At 65.5% G+C, this 13754-nt stretch carries 9 protein-coding genes and 1 pseudogene; 7 read left to right on the top strand and 3 right to left on the bottom strand.

Annotated elements, in window-relative coordinates; all coding sequences use genetic code 11:
- Positions 1 to 86 precede the first annotated feature (86 nt).
- The 5 genes from ftsZ to ligA all read left to right on the top strand — a co-directional run bounded on the left by ftsZ (position 87) and on the right by ligA (position 8332).
- On the top strand, positions 87 to 1880 hold the full coding sequence (gene ftsZ, locus BLV07_RS02565; RefSeq protein WP_091879196.1) for a cell division protein FtsZ: 1794 nt from the start codon (positions 87 to 89) through the stop codon (positions 1878 to 1880).
- A gap of 361 nt (positions 1881 to 2241) precedes the next feature.
- On the top strand, positions 2242 to 3204 hold the full coding sequence (gene lpxC / locus BLV07_RS02560; protein ID WP_091879194.1) for a UDP-3-O-acyl-N-acetylglucosamine deacetylase: 963 nt from the start codon (positions 2242 to 2244) through the stop codon (positions 3202 to 3204).
- 243 nt (positions 3205 to 3447) lie between these two features.
- Positions 3448 to 4338, top strand: a complete 891-nt coding sequence (locus BLV07_RS02555) for an outer membrane protein assembly factor BamD (protein ID WP_091880315.1) — start codon at positions 3448 to 3450, stop codon at positions 4336 to 4338.
- Between the two features lie 13 nt (positions 4339 to 4351).
- Positions 4352 to 6025, top strand: coding sequence for a DNA repair protein RecN (gene recN, locus BLV07_RS02550; protein WP_091879190.1), 1674 nt, complete (start codon positions 4352 to 4354; stop codon positions 6023 to 6025).
- A gap of 153 nt (positions 6026 to 6178) precedes the next feature.
- Positions 6179 to 8332 (top strand): NAD-dependent DNA ligase LigA, encoded by a 2154-nt coding sequence (ligA, locus tag BLV07_RS02545; protein ID WP_091879187.1) that lies wholly within the window; start codon positions 6179 to 6181, stop codon positions 8330 to 8332.
- A 180-nt stretch (positions 8333 to 8512) separates the two neighbouring features.
- Here the strand turns inward: ligA and BLV07_RS02540 are convergent, their stop codons facing one another.
- Both BLV07_RS02540 and BLV07_RS02535 read right to left on the bottom strand, forming a co-directional pair.
- Positions 8513 to 9787 carry a multidrug effflux MFS transporter gene (locus BLV07_RS02540; protein ID WP_091879184.1) on the bottom strand — a complete coding sequence of 425 codons (1275 nt, stop codon included), beginning with the start codon at positions 9785 to 9787 and terminating at the stop codon, positions 8513 to 8515.
- A gap of 278 nt (positions 9788 to 10065) precedes the next feature.
- Complete coding sequence (locus tag BLV07_RS02535; RefSeq protein WP_091879181.1) at positions 10066 to 11895, bottom strand: aminopeptidase P family protein; 1830 nt, start codon at positions 11893 to 11895, stop codon at positions 10066 to 10068.
- 186 nt (positions 11896 to 12081) lie between these two features.
- Between BLV07_RS02535 and BLV07_RS02530 the strand changes: the two genes are divergently transcribed.
- Entirely contained in the window at positions 12082 to 12261 is a 180-nt protein-coding gene (locus tag BLV07_RS02530; RefSeq protein WP_091879178.1) for a hypothetical protein, read from the top strand.
- A 124-nt stretch (positions 12262 to 12385) separates the two neighbouring features.
- Here the strand turns inward: BLV07_RS02530 and BLV07_RS02525 are convergent, their stop codons facing one another.
- Complete coding sequence (locus BLV07_RS02525; protein ID WP_091880312.1) at positions 12386 to 13273, bottom strand: 50S ribosomal protein L11 methyltransferase; 888 nt, start codon at positions 13271 to 13273, stop codon at positions 12386 to 12388.
- Between the two features lie 67 nt (positions 13274 to 13340).
- Here BLV07_RS02525 and BLV07_RS02520 point away from each other — a divergent pair.
- Positions 13341 to 13487, top strand: a pseudogene (locus BLV07_RS02520) (Flp family type IVb pilin); the annotation flags it as partial.
- Between the last annotated feature and the right edge of the window lie 267 nt (positions 13488 to 13754).

Genomic DNA, 13754 nt, shown 5'->3' with positions numbered 1-13754 from the left:
CGCTTTCCGCAATTGTCGATTTTCACCAACTCCCGCGGCCGCCGGCCGGGGCGAACCCACGCGCGCGTGATCGAGAGGCAGCAACCATGACCATCAGCATCAATGTTCCTGATATTCACGAACTGAAGCCCCGGATCACCGTGTTCGGCGTCGGCGGCGCCGGCGGCAACGCCGTCAACAACATGATCACGGCGGGCCTCCAGGGCGTCGACTTCGTGGTCGCCAACACCGACGCGCAGGCGCTGACGATGTCGAAGGCGCAGCGCATCGTGCAGATGGGCACCGCAGTCACCCAAGGCCTCGGCGCCGGCTCGCAGCCGAATGTCGGCGCCGCGGCGGCGGAAGAGGTGATCGACGAGCTGCGCGACCATCTCTCCGGCGCCAACATGGTGTTCGTCACCGCCGGCATGGGCGGCGGCACCGGCACCGGCGCTGCCCCCGTCATCGCCAAGACAGCGCGCGACATGGGCATCCTCACCGTCGGCGTCGTCACCAAGCCGTTCCACTTCGAGGGCGGCCGCCGCATGCGCACCGCTGAAGCCGGCATCAACGAGCTTCACAAGGTGGTCGACACCCTCCTGATCATCCCGAACCAGAACCTGTTCCGGGTCGCCAACGAGAAGACCACCTTCGCCGACGCGTTCGCGATGGCCGACCAGGTGCTCTATTCGGGCGTTGCCTGCATCACCGACCTGATGGTCAAGGAAGGCCTGATCAATCTCGACTTCGCCGACGTCCGCGCCGTCATGCGTGAGATGGGCAAGGCGATGATGGGCACCGGCGAAGCCTCCGGCGACAAGCGCGCGCTGACCGCCGCGGAAGCCGCGATCGCCAATCCGCTGATCGACGATAGCTCGATGAAGGGCGCCAAGGGCCTCCTCATTTCCATCACCGGCGGCAAGGACCTCACTTTGTTCGAGGTCGACGAAGCCGCGACCCGCATCCGCGAGGAAGTCGACCAGGACGCCAACATCATCGTCGGCGCGACCTTCGACGAAGCCCTCGACGGCCTGATCCGCGTCTCGGTCGTTGCCACGGGCATCGAGCAGGCCGCGATCGCCCGCAACAGCCAGGCGACCTCCGCTCCCGTCGCGAACCCGGCACCGCAGGCGCAGCAGGCTGCCGCTCCGGCCGCTGCTGCCGAGAGCCGTCTCGCCGACCTGACCGCGCGGCTCCGTGCCGACAATCAGCGTCTGGCCGAACGCGCCCAGAAGCTGGAGGGGCAGGTCCCGGCGGCCGCGCCGGCTCCGGCCGCTGCGGCGCCCCGTCCGAACGTCGAGCGTGCTGCGCTCGCCGCCATCGCCGCCGCCGTCGCGGACGTCCCGCAGGCGCCCGCGCCGATGCAGACCTACGGCGATGTCACCGTGCGCCCGATCGCGCAGAAGCCGACCCTGTTCCCGGAGCCCGAGCAGGCCCCGCTCGCCATGCAGGAGCCGATGACGCCGGAAACCTTCATCCCGCCGCAGGCCGAGCGTGCACCGGTCCGTGCGCCGCGGATGCCACGCATCGAGGAACTGCCGATGCCGGCCCAGGCCGAGCTTCGCCAGGCCCGCGGCGAGGTCGAGGAAGAGACCCCGCAGAAGACCCGCCTGTCGCTGCTCCAGCGTCTCGCCAATGTCGGCCTCGGCCGTCGCGACGAGGAGAGCGAAGCGCCGATCGCCGCTCGCACCGCCGGTCCCGCGATGCCGCCGCTGCCCGATCGCCGGCCGCAGAAGACCGTGGCGCAGCAGATCGCGGCTACCGAACCGGTATCGGAGTATGCTCGCCGTCCCGCGCCGCAGGGCCTGGACATGCATGGCCGCCCCGCGCCTGTTGCGCCGGCGCCACAGGGAGACGACCATCTTGATATCCCGGCCTTCCTGCGGCGGCAGGCGACCTGAGGATTGTTACAATAAGGCAGACGAAAAAAGGTCCCGGCAACAAGCTTGCCGGGACCTTTCCTTTGGTCCCGTGCATATCCGGATTGCGCAGCCAAGCAACTGATTTTAAATCATTAATTACGCATTCGGTGGTTCAGTAAAACTGCCGATGATGGCCCCAAACCTCGGCGCAATTTGGTTAAGCCTTGGCGCGAATACGGCAGGTTTGGGGTAACAATCGGTAAAAAAGCGTGAGTTGGCGCTGTTTGGGGCAGTGACTATGGTTTGCCGTGACTTGGGGATACGGATTCGCGGGACGTCGGCACTGACCGGCCAGGCGGGTCTCGTATAAGTCGCAGTGGTCGTAGTGGGGCGGTTCCTGATGAAATTTAGCCGGCAAACAACGCTTCGTGCGCAAGCCTCCGTGGCAGGCGTAGGCGTTCATTCCGGTCTTCCCGTCACTCTCACGCTTGGGCCTGCGCCTGTCGACGCAGGTTTTATTTTTGTCCGCACCGGACTCGAGGGAAGTGACCGCGAAGTTCAGGCCACCGCCGAGCAGGTGATTGCAACCGACTTCGCCACCGTCCTCGGCGATCGCGATGGCCCGCTGGTGTCCACCGCCGAGCACGTGCTCGCTGCACTGCGGGGCATGGGTGTCGACAACGCCACGATCGAGATCGACGGGCCCGAAGTGCCGATCATGGACGGCAGCGCCGCCGCCTTCATTGCGGCGATCGATCAGGCCGGCATCGTCACCCAATCGGCCCAGCGCCGCTTCATTCAGATTTTGAAGCCGATTTCGGTCAAGATCGGCGATTCCTTCGGCGAGATCAGGCCCTACGCCAACGGGTTCCGCGCTGAGGTCGAAATCGACTTCACCAACCCCGTCATCGGCCAGCAGAGCTACGCTTTCGACCTCAGCGCCGAGCGTTTCCGCCGCGAAGTTGGCCGCGCTCGGACTTTCGGCCTGATGGGCGATGTCGCGCGGCTCTGGAGCGCCGGCTATGCCCTCGGCGCCTCCTTCGACAACACCGTCGTGTTCGACGATGAGCGGCTGCTCAACACTGAGGGCCTGCGCTACGCCGACGAATGTGCCCGCCACAAGGTGCTGGACGTGATCGGCGACCTCGCGCTGGCCGGCCTGCCGCTGCTTGGCGCTTACCGCTCGGTGCGTGGCGGCCACAAGCTCAACCACGCCGTCCTGACCGCGCTGCTGGCCGACCGTACCGCCTGGCGGGTGGTCGAGGGCGAAGCGGCCCGCCGCACCACGCGTCCCCAGGGCGAAGTTGGTCGCGGCATCGTCGGTGGCCGGATCGCTGCGGCCTACGGGCCGGACGTGTCCTGACGGACCTGTTGTCGCAGGTACGGGTTGCAACTGCCCCCGGGAAATTCCTGGTAACCATGATCGACTAGCATTGCGGCAGTTTCGCCTTAATCCGGGCGAAATGCCTGCCTATCCGGTTCGTTAAAGATCGTTTTTCGGATAGATCGGCGTGGTCGCATGGCAGGCACCACGGTCACATTTCGCGCCCATGACGGGGTTCATGGGCTGGCGGGCACCGCATCACAGGGCGTCAAGGCAAAACTCATGTCGGCACAGCGTATGACGCGCGGATATCTCCCGGTCTCGTCTCGAGCCCGCGGCCTGCTTCACGCCGTCACCTTCATCCTGCTCGCGCTGCCGCTGGCCGGCTGTGGCACCGGCTCGCTCTGGGACAAGTTCACCGCCAAGGACGACACCTTCGTCGAGGAGCCCGCCGACAAGATCTACAATGAGGGCCTGTACCTCATGAACGAGAAGAAGGACATGAAGGCGGCGAACAAGAAGTTCGAAGAGGTCGACCGCCAGCATCCTTATTCCGAGTGGGCTCGCAAATCGCTGCTGATGTCCGCTTATGCGTCCTACCAGGGCGGCGACTATGACGGCTGCATCGGCGCTGCCACCCGCTATGTCACGCTGCATCCCGGCAGCCCGGATGCGGCCTATGCGCAATACCTGATCGCCGCCTCGCATTACGACCAGATCCCGGACATCAGCCGCGACCAGGCCCGTACCGAGAAGGCGATCGCCGCGCTGGAAGAGGTGGTGCGCAAATATCCGAACTCGGAATATGCCACCTCGGCCAAGGCCAAGATCGAGGGTGCGCGCGACCAGCTCGCCGGCAAGGAAATGAATGTCGGCCGCTACTACGCGCAGAAGCGCGACTACACGGCGGCGATCAACCGCTACAAGACCGTCGTCACGCAGTACCAGACCACCCGCCATGTCGAGGAGGCGCTGTTCCGGCTCACCGAGGCCTATATGGCGATCGGCATCGTCGGCGAGGCGCAGACCGCGGCGGCCGTGCTCGGGCACAATTTTCCTGACAGCCGCTGGTACAAGGACGCCTATAATCTTGTAAAATCCGGCGGTCTCGAACCGAGCGAGAATCAGGGGTCTTGGATCAGCCGGACCTTCAAGAAGATGGGTCTCGGCTAGGAAATTTGGTTCCATGCTGGCGCGTCTGTCGATCCGTGACATCGTCCTGATCGAACGGCTCGATATCGAATTCGCCACCGGCCTTGCGGTTTTGACCGGCGAGACCGGTGCGGGCAAATCCATCCTGCTCGATGCCTTTGCACTGGCGCTCGGCGGCCGCGGCGACGCCGGCCTCGTGCGCCACGGTGCGGAGCAGGGGCAGGTCACCGCCATGTTCGATGTCCCCAAGAATCACCCCGCGACGAAGATCCTGGCCGAGAACGGCCTGGACGACACCGGTGAGATGATTCTCCGCCGCGTGCAGCTCGCCGACGGCCGCACCCGCGCCTTCATCAACGACCAGTCGATCAGCGTGCAGACGCTGAAGGCGGTCGGTGCCGCCCTGGTCGAGATCCATGGCCAGCACGACGAGCGCGCGCTGGTCGATGCAGCCACCCATCGTCGCCTGCTCGACGCCTTTTCCGGCCTCGAAAAGGACGTCGCCGCCGTGGAAGCGCTCTGGGACGCCCGCCGCACCGCCAATACCGAGCTTGAGGAGCATCGCGCCGGCATGGAGCGCGCCGCGCGCGAGGCCGATTATCTGCGCCATGCCTCCGACGAGCTGAAGCAGCTCGCGCCCAAGGACGGCGAAGAGACCTCGCTGGCTTCGCGCCGCACCACCATGATGCAGGGCGAAAAGATCGCTTCCGATTTGCGCGAGGCGCAGGAGGCGGTTGGCGGCAATCATTCGCCGGTCGCGGCGCTGTCGGCCGCGGTGCGCCGGCTGGAACGGCGCGGCGTCAACTCGCCAGCGCTGGTCGAGCCGGCGGTGAAGGCGATCGACGCCGCGATCAACGCGCTGGAGGAAGCCGACCAGCATCTCCAGGCGGCCTTGGCCGCAACCGATTTCGATCCTGCCGAGCTCGAACGCATCGAGGAGCGGCTTTTTGCTTTGCGTGCGGCGTCACGCAAATATTCGACGCCGGTGGATGGCCTCGCCGCGCTTGCCGCCAAATATGCCGCCGACGTCGTGCTGATCGATGCCGGCGCCTCGCGGCTGAAGAAGCTGGAGCAGGCCGCGATCGAGGCAGATAGCCGCTATGCGGCCGCCGCCAAGAAATTGTCGCTGGCGCGGCAGAAATCGGCGGAGAAGCTCAACAAGGCCGTCAACGCCGAGCTCGCCCCGCTCAAGCTCGAACGCGCAAAATTCATGACCCAGGTCGAGACCGACGAGGCCTCACCGGGGCCGCAGGGTTTCGATCGCGTCGAGTTCTGGGTGCAGACCAACCCGGGTACCAAGCCGGGGCCCATGATGAAGGTCGCCTCCGGCGGCGAGCTCTCGCGCTTCCTGCTGGCCCTCAAGGTCGTGCTGTCGGACCGCGGCTCGGCGCCGACCCTGGTGTTCGACGAGATCGACACCGGCGTCGGCGGTGCGGTTGCCGATGCCATCGGCGGGCGCCTGGCGCGGCTTGCCGGTAAGGTGCAGGTGATGGCCGTGACCCACGCCCCGCAGGTCGCCGCCCGCGCCGACCAGCATCTCTTGATCTCCAAGGACGCCCTCGACAAGGGCAAGCGCGTCGCCACCCGCGTCAATGCACTGGCCGCCGACCACCGCCGCGAGGAGATCGCGCGGATGCTGGCCGGTGCCGAAATCACGGCGGAAGCCAGGGCAGCCGCAGAACGGCTGCTCAAGGCGGCGACGGCTTGACGCTCTCTTGTCCCGGCCGAAGAGCCGGGACCCAGAATGCCGCGCATGGGCCCCGGCTCTGCAGCGCACCGCCGAAGAAGCGCTGCGCTGCGCCCGGGGCACGCAAACGTAACCACCTTTACCCTCCCGCCCGCTCCGTCGTATCCAAGCACCATGGCCAGAGCAGCAAAATCCAAAGCAACACCGCCTCGCGACGTCGCCGACCTCACCCAGACGCAGGCCAAGGTCGAGCACAAGCGGCTGGCGCTCGAGATCGAGGGGCACAACGAGCGCTACTATCAAGAGGACGCGCCCACCGTTACCGACGCCGAATACGATGCGTTGCGGCAGCGCCTCAACGCCATCGAAAAGCGCTTTCCGGAGTTCGTCAGCGCGGAGTCGCCGTCGCAGAAGGTCGGCGCGGCGCCGTCGGGCCGCTTCAGGAAGGTCCGGCACGCCCTCCCGATGCTGTCGCTCGACAACGCCTTTGCCGAAGAGGACGTGCGCGACTTCGTCGGCCGTATCGCGCGCTTCCTGAAGCTCGGCGACGACCAGGTCAATTTCTCCGCCGAACCCAAGATCGACGGCCTGTCGATGTCGCTGCGCTATGAGGGCGGTGAACTCATCACGGCCGCGACGCGCGGCGACGGCGCGGTAGGCGAGGACGTCACCGCCAACATCCGCACGCTCGAAGACGTGCCGCAGAAGCTGAAGGGCCGCAACGTCCCCGATATCTGCGAGGTGCGCGGCGAGGTCTACATGACCAAGAGGGCGTTTCTGGCGCTCAATGAGCGGCAGAAGGCCGCCGGCGACACCATCTTTGCCAATCCGCGCAACTCGGCCGCAGGCTCTCTGCGGCAGAAGGATCCGACCATCACCGCCTCGCGCCCCCTCGGTTTCTTCGCCTATGCCTGGGGCCAGATGAGCGCGATGCCCGAGGGCACGCAGAGCGGCATGATCGGCTGGTTCGAGCGTTGCGGCTTCAAGACCAATCCGCTGACCAAGCTGTGTCACTCGATCGAGGAGCTGCTCGCGTTCCATCACTCGATCGAAGAGCAGCGCGCAAGGCTCGACTACGACATCGATGGCGTCGTCTACAAGGTCGACCGGATCGACTGGCAGGAGCGGCTCGGCTTCGTCTCGCGCACGCCGCGTTGGGGCATTGCGCACAAATTCCCGGCCGAACGTGCCATGACGGTGCTGCGCGACATTGAAATCCAGGTCGGCCGCACCGGCTCGTTCACGCCGGTCGGCAAGCTCGAACCGGTCGGCGTCGGGGGCGTGATCGTGCAGAACGTCACGCTGCACAATGAGGACTACATCAAGGGCATCGGCAACAAGGGCGAGGTGCTGCGCGAGGGCCGCGACATCCGCATCGGCGACACGGTGGTGATTCAGCGCGCGGGCGACGTCATCCCCCAGGTGGTCGACGTCGTCCTCGACAAGCGGCCGAAGACCGCCAAGGAATTTCACTTTCCGAAGAAGTGCCCGTGTCCGCTTCACACCGACGTCACGCGTGAGGAGACGGCGACCGGCGAGGAGGGCTCGCGCGCCCGCTGCACCGGCGAGTTCGCCTGCCCCTATCAGAAGATCGAGCATCTCAAGCTGTTCGTCTCGCGCCGCGCCTTCGACATCGACGGATTGGGGGAGAAGCAGCTCCAGTATTTCTTCGATGAGGGGTGGGTGAAGGAGCCTGCTGACATCTTCACGCTGGAGGAGCGCAACTCAAAACTCAAGCTCGAACAGATCGAGGGCTACGGTGCAACGTCGGTGCGAAATCTGTTCGGCGCCATCGAGAGCCGGCGGAAAATCGCGCTGGAGCGCTTCGTCTATGCGCTCGGCATGCGCCATGTCGGCGAGACCACGGCGCTGGCGCTGGCGCGCGGCTACGGCTCCTGGGATGCCTTTCACGACGCCTGCCTCAAGGTTGCCAAGGGCGACGAGGAGGCGATGGCGGACATGGACGCGCTCGACCAGATCGGCGACACCGTCATCAAGAGCATCGCCGACTATTTCGGCGAGAGCCACAATCGCGGCATCGTCGAGCGGCTGTCCAAGGAAGTCGAGATCGTCGACGCCGAGAAGCCGAAGAGCAATTCGGCCGTCGCCGGCAAGACCGTGGTGTTCACCGGCTCGCTGGAGAAGATGACGCGGGACGAGGCCAAGGCAACCGCGGAGCGGCTCGGTGCCAAGGTGTCGGGCTCGGTGTCGAAGAAGACCGATCTCGTGGTGGCCGGTCCCGGCGCCGGCTCGAAGCTCGCGGAAGCCAACAAGCACGGCGTCAAGGTACTGACCGAGGACGAGTGGCTGAAGCTGATCGGGGAGTGAGCTTCACGCTCTGGTGCTACTCACTCCGCTGTCATCGCCCGGCTTGACCGGGCGATCCAGTATTCCAGAGACGGTGGTAATTGAACCGAGAGGCCGCGGCGTACTGGATGCCCCGCCCCCGTGCGCAATTGCGCACTAGGCGGGGCATGACAGCCAGGGTGGGGACGGTCCCGCGCCCCCTCACATCATCCCCGTCTCTTCCTCCTCGGCCTGCTCAATCAGCTTCTCGCTGACCATGACTTCGCGGCGGGGGACGACGAAGATCATCGTGCAGGCGCAGAGCAGCGAGATCGCGAGGACCGCGGAGGTCAGCGGCAGCGTGGTGGCGGAGTGGCCGCCGAGATAGGCGCCGAATTGCGACATCAGTGCGCCGATACCCTGCTGGAGGAAGCCCATTGCGCCCGACGCGGTGCCGGCGGCTTCGGGACGGATGCTGATGGCGCCGGCGGCTGAATTCGCCATCACGAAGGCGTTGCCAGCCATCACGATCATCTGCGTGCCGAACAGCCAGCCGGGCGCCTCGTTCCAGCCGGCGAAGCTCCATATCAGGTTCAGCAGGCTGCCGCAGAGCTGGAGCGCAAGCCCGAACCAGATCAGCTTCTCCAGCGAGTGCCGCGGCGCAAAGCGCACGCAGAGCAGATTGCCGACGAGGAACGCAAAGCCCGAGGTCGCGAACCATGCGCCATATTCGGCGCTGCTGCGGCCCATCTGCGTCACCACGATGTAGGGACCGCCACCGGCGAAGGTGAAGATGATCTGCGAGGCCAGCACCTGGCACATCACGGAACCGACGAAGGCGCGGTTGCGGATCAGGATGCCGACGTCGCCGCGAAAGCCGCTGCCGGCGGCGCGGCTGCGGCGCGTCTCCGGCAGCGCCACCGCGATGCCGACGGCGACGATGATCGCGGCGATCGTGATGGCGTAGAAGATCGCGCGCCAGCCGAACGCGGTCTCGATCAGGCCGCCGGTGAGCGGGGAGACCATCTGTCCGATCATCAGGGCAGCGACCACGAGGCTGATCATCGAGGCGACGCGATCGCGCTCGTAGATGTCGCGGATGATGGCGCGGCTCACCACCATGCCGGCGGCTCCGCCCAGCGCCTGGAAGAAGCGCGCGGCGATCAGCTGCGGCAGGTTTTGCGCGAAGATGCAGGCGACGCTGGCAGCTATCATCAGCGCCAGCCCTCCAAGCAGTACCGGGCGCCGGCCGAACCGGTCCGACAGCGGCCCCATGATGAGCTGCGACAGCGCGATGCCGACCATGTAGAGCGACACTGTCATCTGCGCGATCGAGATGTCGCTGCCGAAATTGGTCGCCAGCACCGGCAGCGCCGGAACCAGCATGTAAAGCGAGATCGGCGCGATCCCGGTCATGACCACCAAGAGCAGGAGCACCAAGCGCGACGTCGCGAGGTTGGTCGCCGCTCCCGGCGGCTTGCTGATCATGCCGTGCATACGTATCCGTCTTTCGAATTCGAATCGACTGTAGCGCGCTCGTGCAAGACGGATATCGGCGTTTCGGAATGCGGCTATACGGATTCCGGGATGGTTATGATGACGGCGCGATGACCGCCCCGGCCTCCGCTGTCATTCCCCGCGAAGGCGGGGAATCCAGTATTCCAGAGACAGATGTCGTATGCGGAGAAGCTGCGGCGATGCCCGCCTTCGCGGGGGGACGGCTGTAGTGGAGCAGGCAGCGTTGCGCAAATCGCCTAGCGCCATGCGCACCGAACTTACGGCTTCAGCTCCGCCGTTGTCTGATCGAGCCAGGCCTTGGTCGCTTCATCAAGCGCCGGCCGCACCTCGGCCCTGACCCGCGCATGATACGCATTGAGCCAGTCGAGCTCATCGCGGCTCAGCATCGCCACATCGATCAGCCGGCGGTCGATCGGTGCCAGCGTCAGCGTCTCGAACGCATTCATCGGCTTCTCGGCACCGTTGATGTCGAGGGCGACCACCAGCTCGAGGTTCTCGATGCGGATGCCGAAGCCGTCGGTTTTGTAGTAGCCGGGCTCGTTGGACAGGATCATGCCGCGCTTGAGCGGCGTGGTGCCGAGCTTCGAGATCCGCGCCGGCCCCTCATGCACCGAGAGATAGCTGCCGACGCCGTGGCCGGTGCCGTGCTCGAAATCGACGCCGGCGGCCCACAGATATTGCCGCGCCAGCGTGTCGAGCTGCGCGCCGGTGGTGCCGTCGGGGAAGACCGCGCGCGCAATCGCGATATGGCCGCGCAGCACGCGGGTGAAGCGGTCGCGCATCTCCGCCGTCGGCTCGCCCACGGCCATGGTGCGGGTGACGTCGGTGGTGCCGTCTTCATATTGCGCGCCGGAATCGATCAGCAGCAGGTCGCCGGGTGCGATCCGCCGGTTGCTCTTGCGGGTGACGCGGTAGTGCACGATGGCGCCGTTCGGACCGGTGCCCGAGATGGTCGGGAACGAAACGTCCTTCAGCGCGCCGGTGTCGCGGCGGAACGTCTCCAGCGCCTCGACCGCGTCGATCTCGGTGAGCTTGCCGCTTCCCGCCTCGCGATCGATCCATGCGAGGAAGCGCGCCAGCGCCACGGCGTCGCGCACATGTGCGGTCTTCGTGCCCTTGATCTCGGTCGCGTTCTTCACCGCCTTGAGCAGCGCAATCGGGTCGCTGCCGCGCACCGGCTTGCCGCCAGCGCCTGCAATCAGCCGGCTGAGCGCGTCGGCCGCCGTGGCATTGTCGAGCGCGATTGCGGCGCCGCTCTTGGCCAGCGCCATCAGCGTCGGCGCCATCGTATCGTGCTCGCGCACGTCGGCGGATTGTTCGAGATGGTCGCGCGTGAGATTGGAGAGCTTGCGGTGGTCGATGAAGATCGTCGGCCGTCCGTCCTTCGGCACCAGCGCATAGGACAGCGGCAACGGCGTATGCGCGACGTCGGCGCCACGGATGTTGAAGGTCCAGGCCACGGCATGGCTGTCCGACACCACCAGCGCATCGACGCCGAGCTTGGCGATTTCGCCTCTGATCTGTGTCAGCTTGTCGGCTTCAGTGAGGCCGGCATGTTGCATTCCGTGCACGGTCACCGGCGCGAGGGGAGGCTGCGGTCGATCGTGCCAAATCGCGTCGACCGGATTGCTGTCGACCGCAACGAGTTCAGCGCCCGCCTTGGCGCAGGCGGCGGACAAGCGCTCGGCTGCTGAAGAAGTGTGCAGCCACGGATCAAATCCGAGGCGGTCGCCGGGCTTCAAGTGCGCCGACACCCAGCTCTCCGGCGGCGGATCGATCAGCGATTCCACCGCCCAGGCCTTCGCATCGACTTGCTTGGCAGCCTGCAGCGTATAGCGGCCGTCGACGAAGATCGCAGCCTCCTGGGTCAGGACCACCGCCAAACCAGCCGATCCAGTGAAGCCGGTCAGCCAGGCGAGCCGCTCTTCCGACGGCGGCACATACTCATTCTGCTGCTGGTCGGCGCGGGGGATCACGAATCCGGTCAGCTTGCGGCGGGCGAGTTCTTCGCGGAGTGCAGCAAGGCGCGCCGCCAATGCGACGCCGGCCTCGGGCTCCTCGAATGTCTGGAAGTGCGCTTCGAACATGTGGATCACTTTAGGATCATGGGGATCAGTCCGCAATCTAGACGCATTTGCGTCGCATCTGGCATGGACTGTGCTTGAAATAGTTCCATTCGAATGGAGTGGAGTAAAGGGTGCGGCAGTTGCGCTTCGTCCGGACAACAGGGAAATTCGAGCAAGTGGTTCATCTCAACGGCGAGGGGACACACGATGGCATCGTTCACATTTGAGAAGATTTCGCCGCCGGTGCGTCGCGCCCCGATTGTGGCGACACCGAAGAAGCCGCGCGGCCTCATCAGCCAGATGATCGATCGTTTCGCCGAGCGCCGCGCGAGGCGGACGTTGCGGGATGAGCGCACGATGCGCAAGGACGAGAAGCCGGCGGAGTAGCGCGGCGCCGAGATTTTGTAGGGTGGGTTAGTGTAGCGGTTGCGCGAAGCGCGGTCCGCTAGGCGTAACCCACCACTTTGATCGTTGCGAGAGAAGAGGTGGGTTACGCTGACGCTAACCCACCCTACGAGAGTTTCCGCAGCAACAAACTGCTCCATCCCTCGATCCGCAGATGCCGCAGCGGCACGAGACCGCGCGCGCGGTAGGCGGCGATCACGGCGGGGGCCTGATGAGTCAACAGGCCGGAGAGGATGAGGCGCCCGCCGGGCGCGAGATGCCGCGCCATCGGGCTCGCCAATTGCCGCAATGGATTGGCAAGGATGTTGGCCAACACCAGGTCGAACGGACCGCATTTGCCAAAATCCGGTGCGGCGAAGCCGGTGGCACGGATCACCCGCACATGGTTACCAACGTCATTCAGCGCCGCATTCTCTGTCGCCACCCGCACCGACGGTGGGTCGATGTCGGAGGCAAGCACTGCGCGATGCAACGCCTTGGCCGCGGCGATCGCCAGCACGCCGGTCCCGGTGCCGAGGTCGAGCACGCGCCTCGGCCGTGCGCTTTTCAGGACATGGTCAAGCAGCAGTAAACAGCCGCGGGTGGTGCCGTGGTGGCCGGTGCCGAAGGCAAGCGCCGCCTCGATCTCGATCTTGAGCTTGTTCGCCGCCACCCGGTCGCGGTCATGGCTGCCGTGCACCACGAAACGGCCGGCCGGGACCGGCACGAGGTCTTCTAGGCTCGCTTTGACCCAGTCCTTGGCCTCGACGATATCGAAGGCGAGCGTCTCCGCGATCTCATTTCCTGCTGAAGTTGCAACGAGTTCGCGCAGGCATGCCTGGTCCGGCGCGGCGGCAAAATGCAGCGTGACGTCCCATTGGCCGTCCGGCCGCTCGAAGGCGGCGACCGCCGCATCCCCCTCGAAAAACACCTCGGTGAGCACGTCGACGACACGCCTGGCGGCGGCCTCGCTGCCGATCGAGAAGCTGGCGCGATGAGTAGGGGAGGGTTGCATCCTGGGTTCCGTCGGGTTCAATTTTGGAACTTTTGTTCCCAATTTTTCAGCATAAGTCGCGGCTCGCAGATTCTGGTCGGACGAGTCCGGTGCAACTGCGATCGAATACGGTCTGATCGCAGCCGGTATCGCGCTCGCGATCACCACCGTGGTGAACAGCCTGGGCAGCACGATGAACGAGAAGTTCGGTTCGATTAGCACCTCTTTGAAGTAATTTCCGCCTCCCATTTCCCAGCCGGGTCTACTTCATAAGCTGTTTTTGACTTAACACCCGCGATGGGGATTGCCTCCTGGCGGGCGAGATCGTTTTTGCTAGGCGTGATTCTCAAGCGGTCTCCACAGGTTGTCCGCAGCTTGTACGACGGCTATCCACGGACTCTTCCCGCAATTGCCCCTTGGTTCTCCACTGCCTTTCCCCAGGCCTGCCCCGCCCGCCCGTCCCTGAGCATCCTCTTCTTGACCACATATCTCGCGACAGCCT

The sequence above is a fragment of the Bradyrhizobium sp. Rc2d genome, assembly GCF_900099855.1.
GTDB lineage: Bacteria > Pseudomonadota > Alphaproteobacteria > Rhizobiales > Xanthobacteraceae > Bradyrhizobium.
This window is presented reverse-complemented; position numbering and strand designations above follow the sequence as displayed.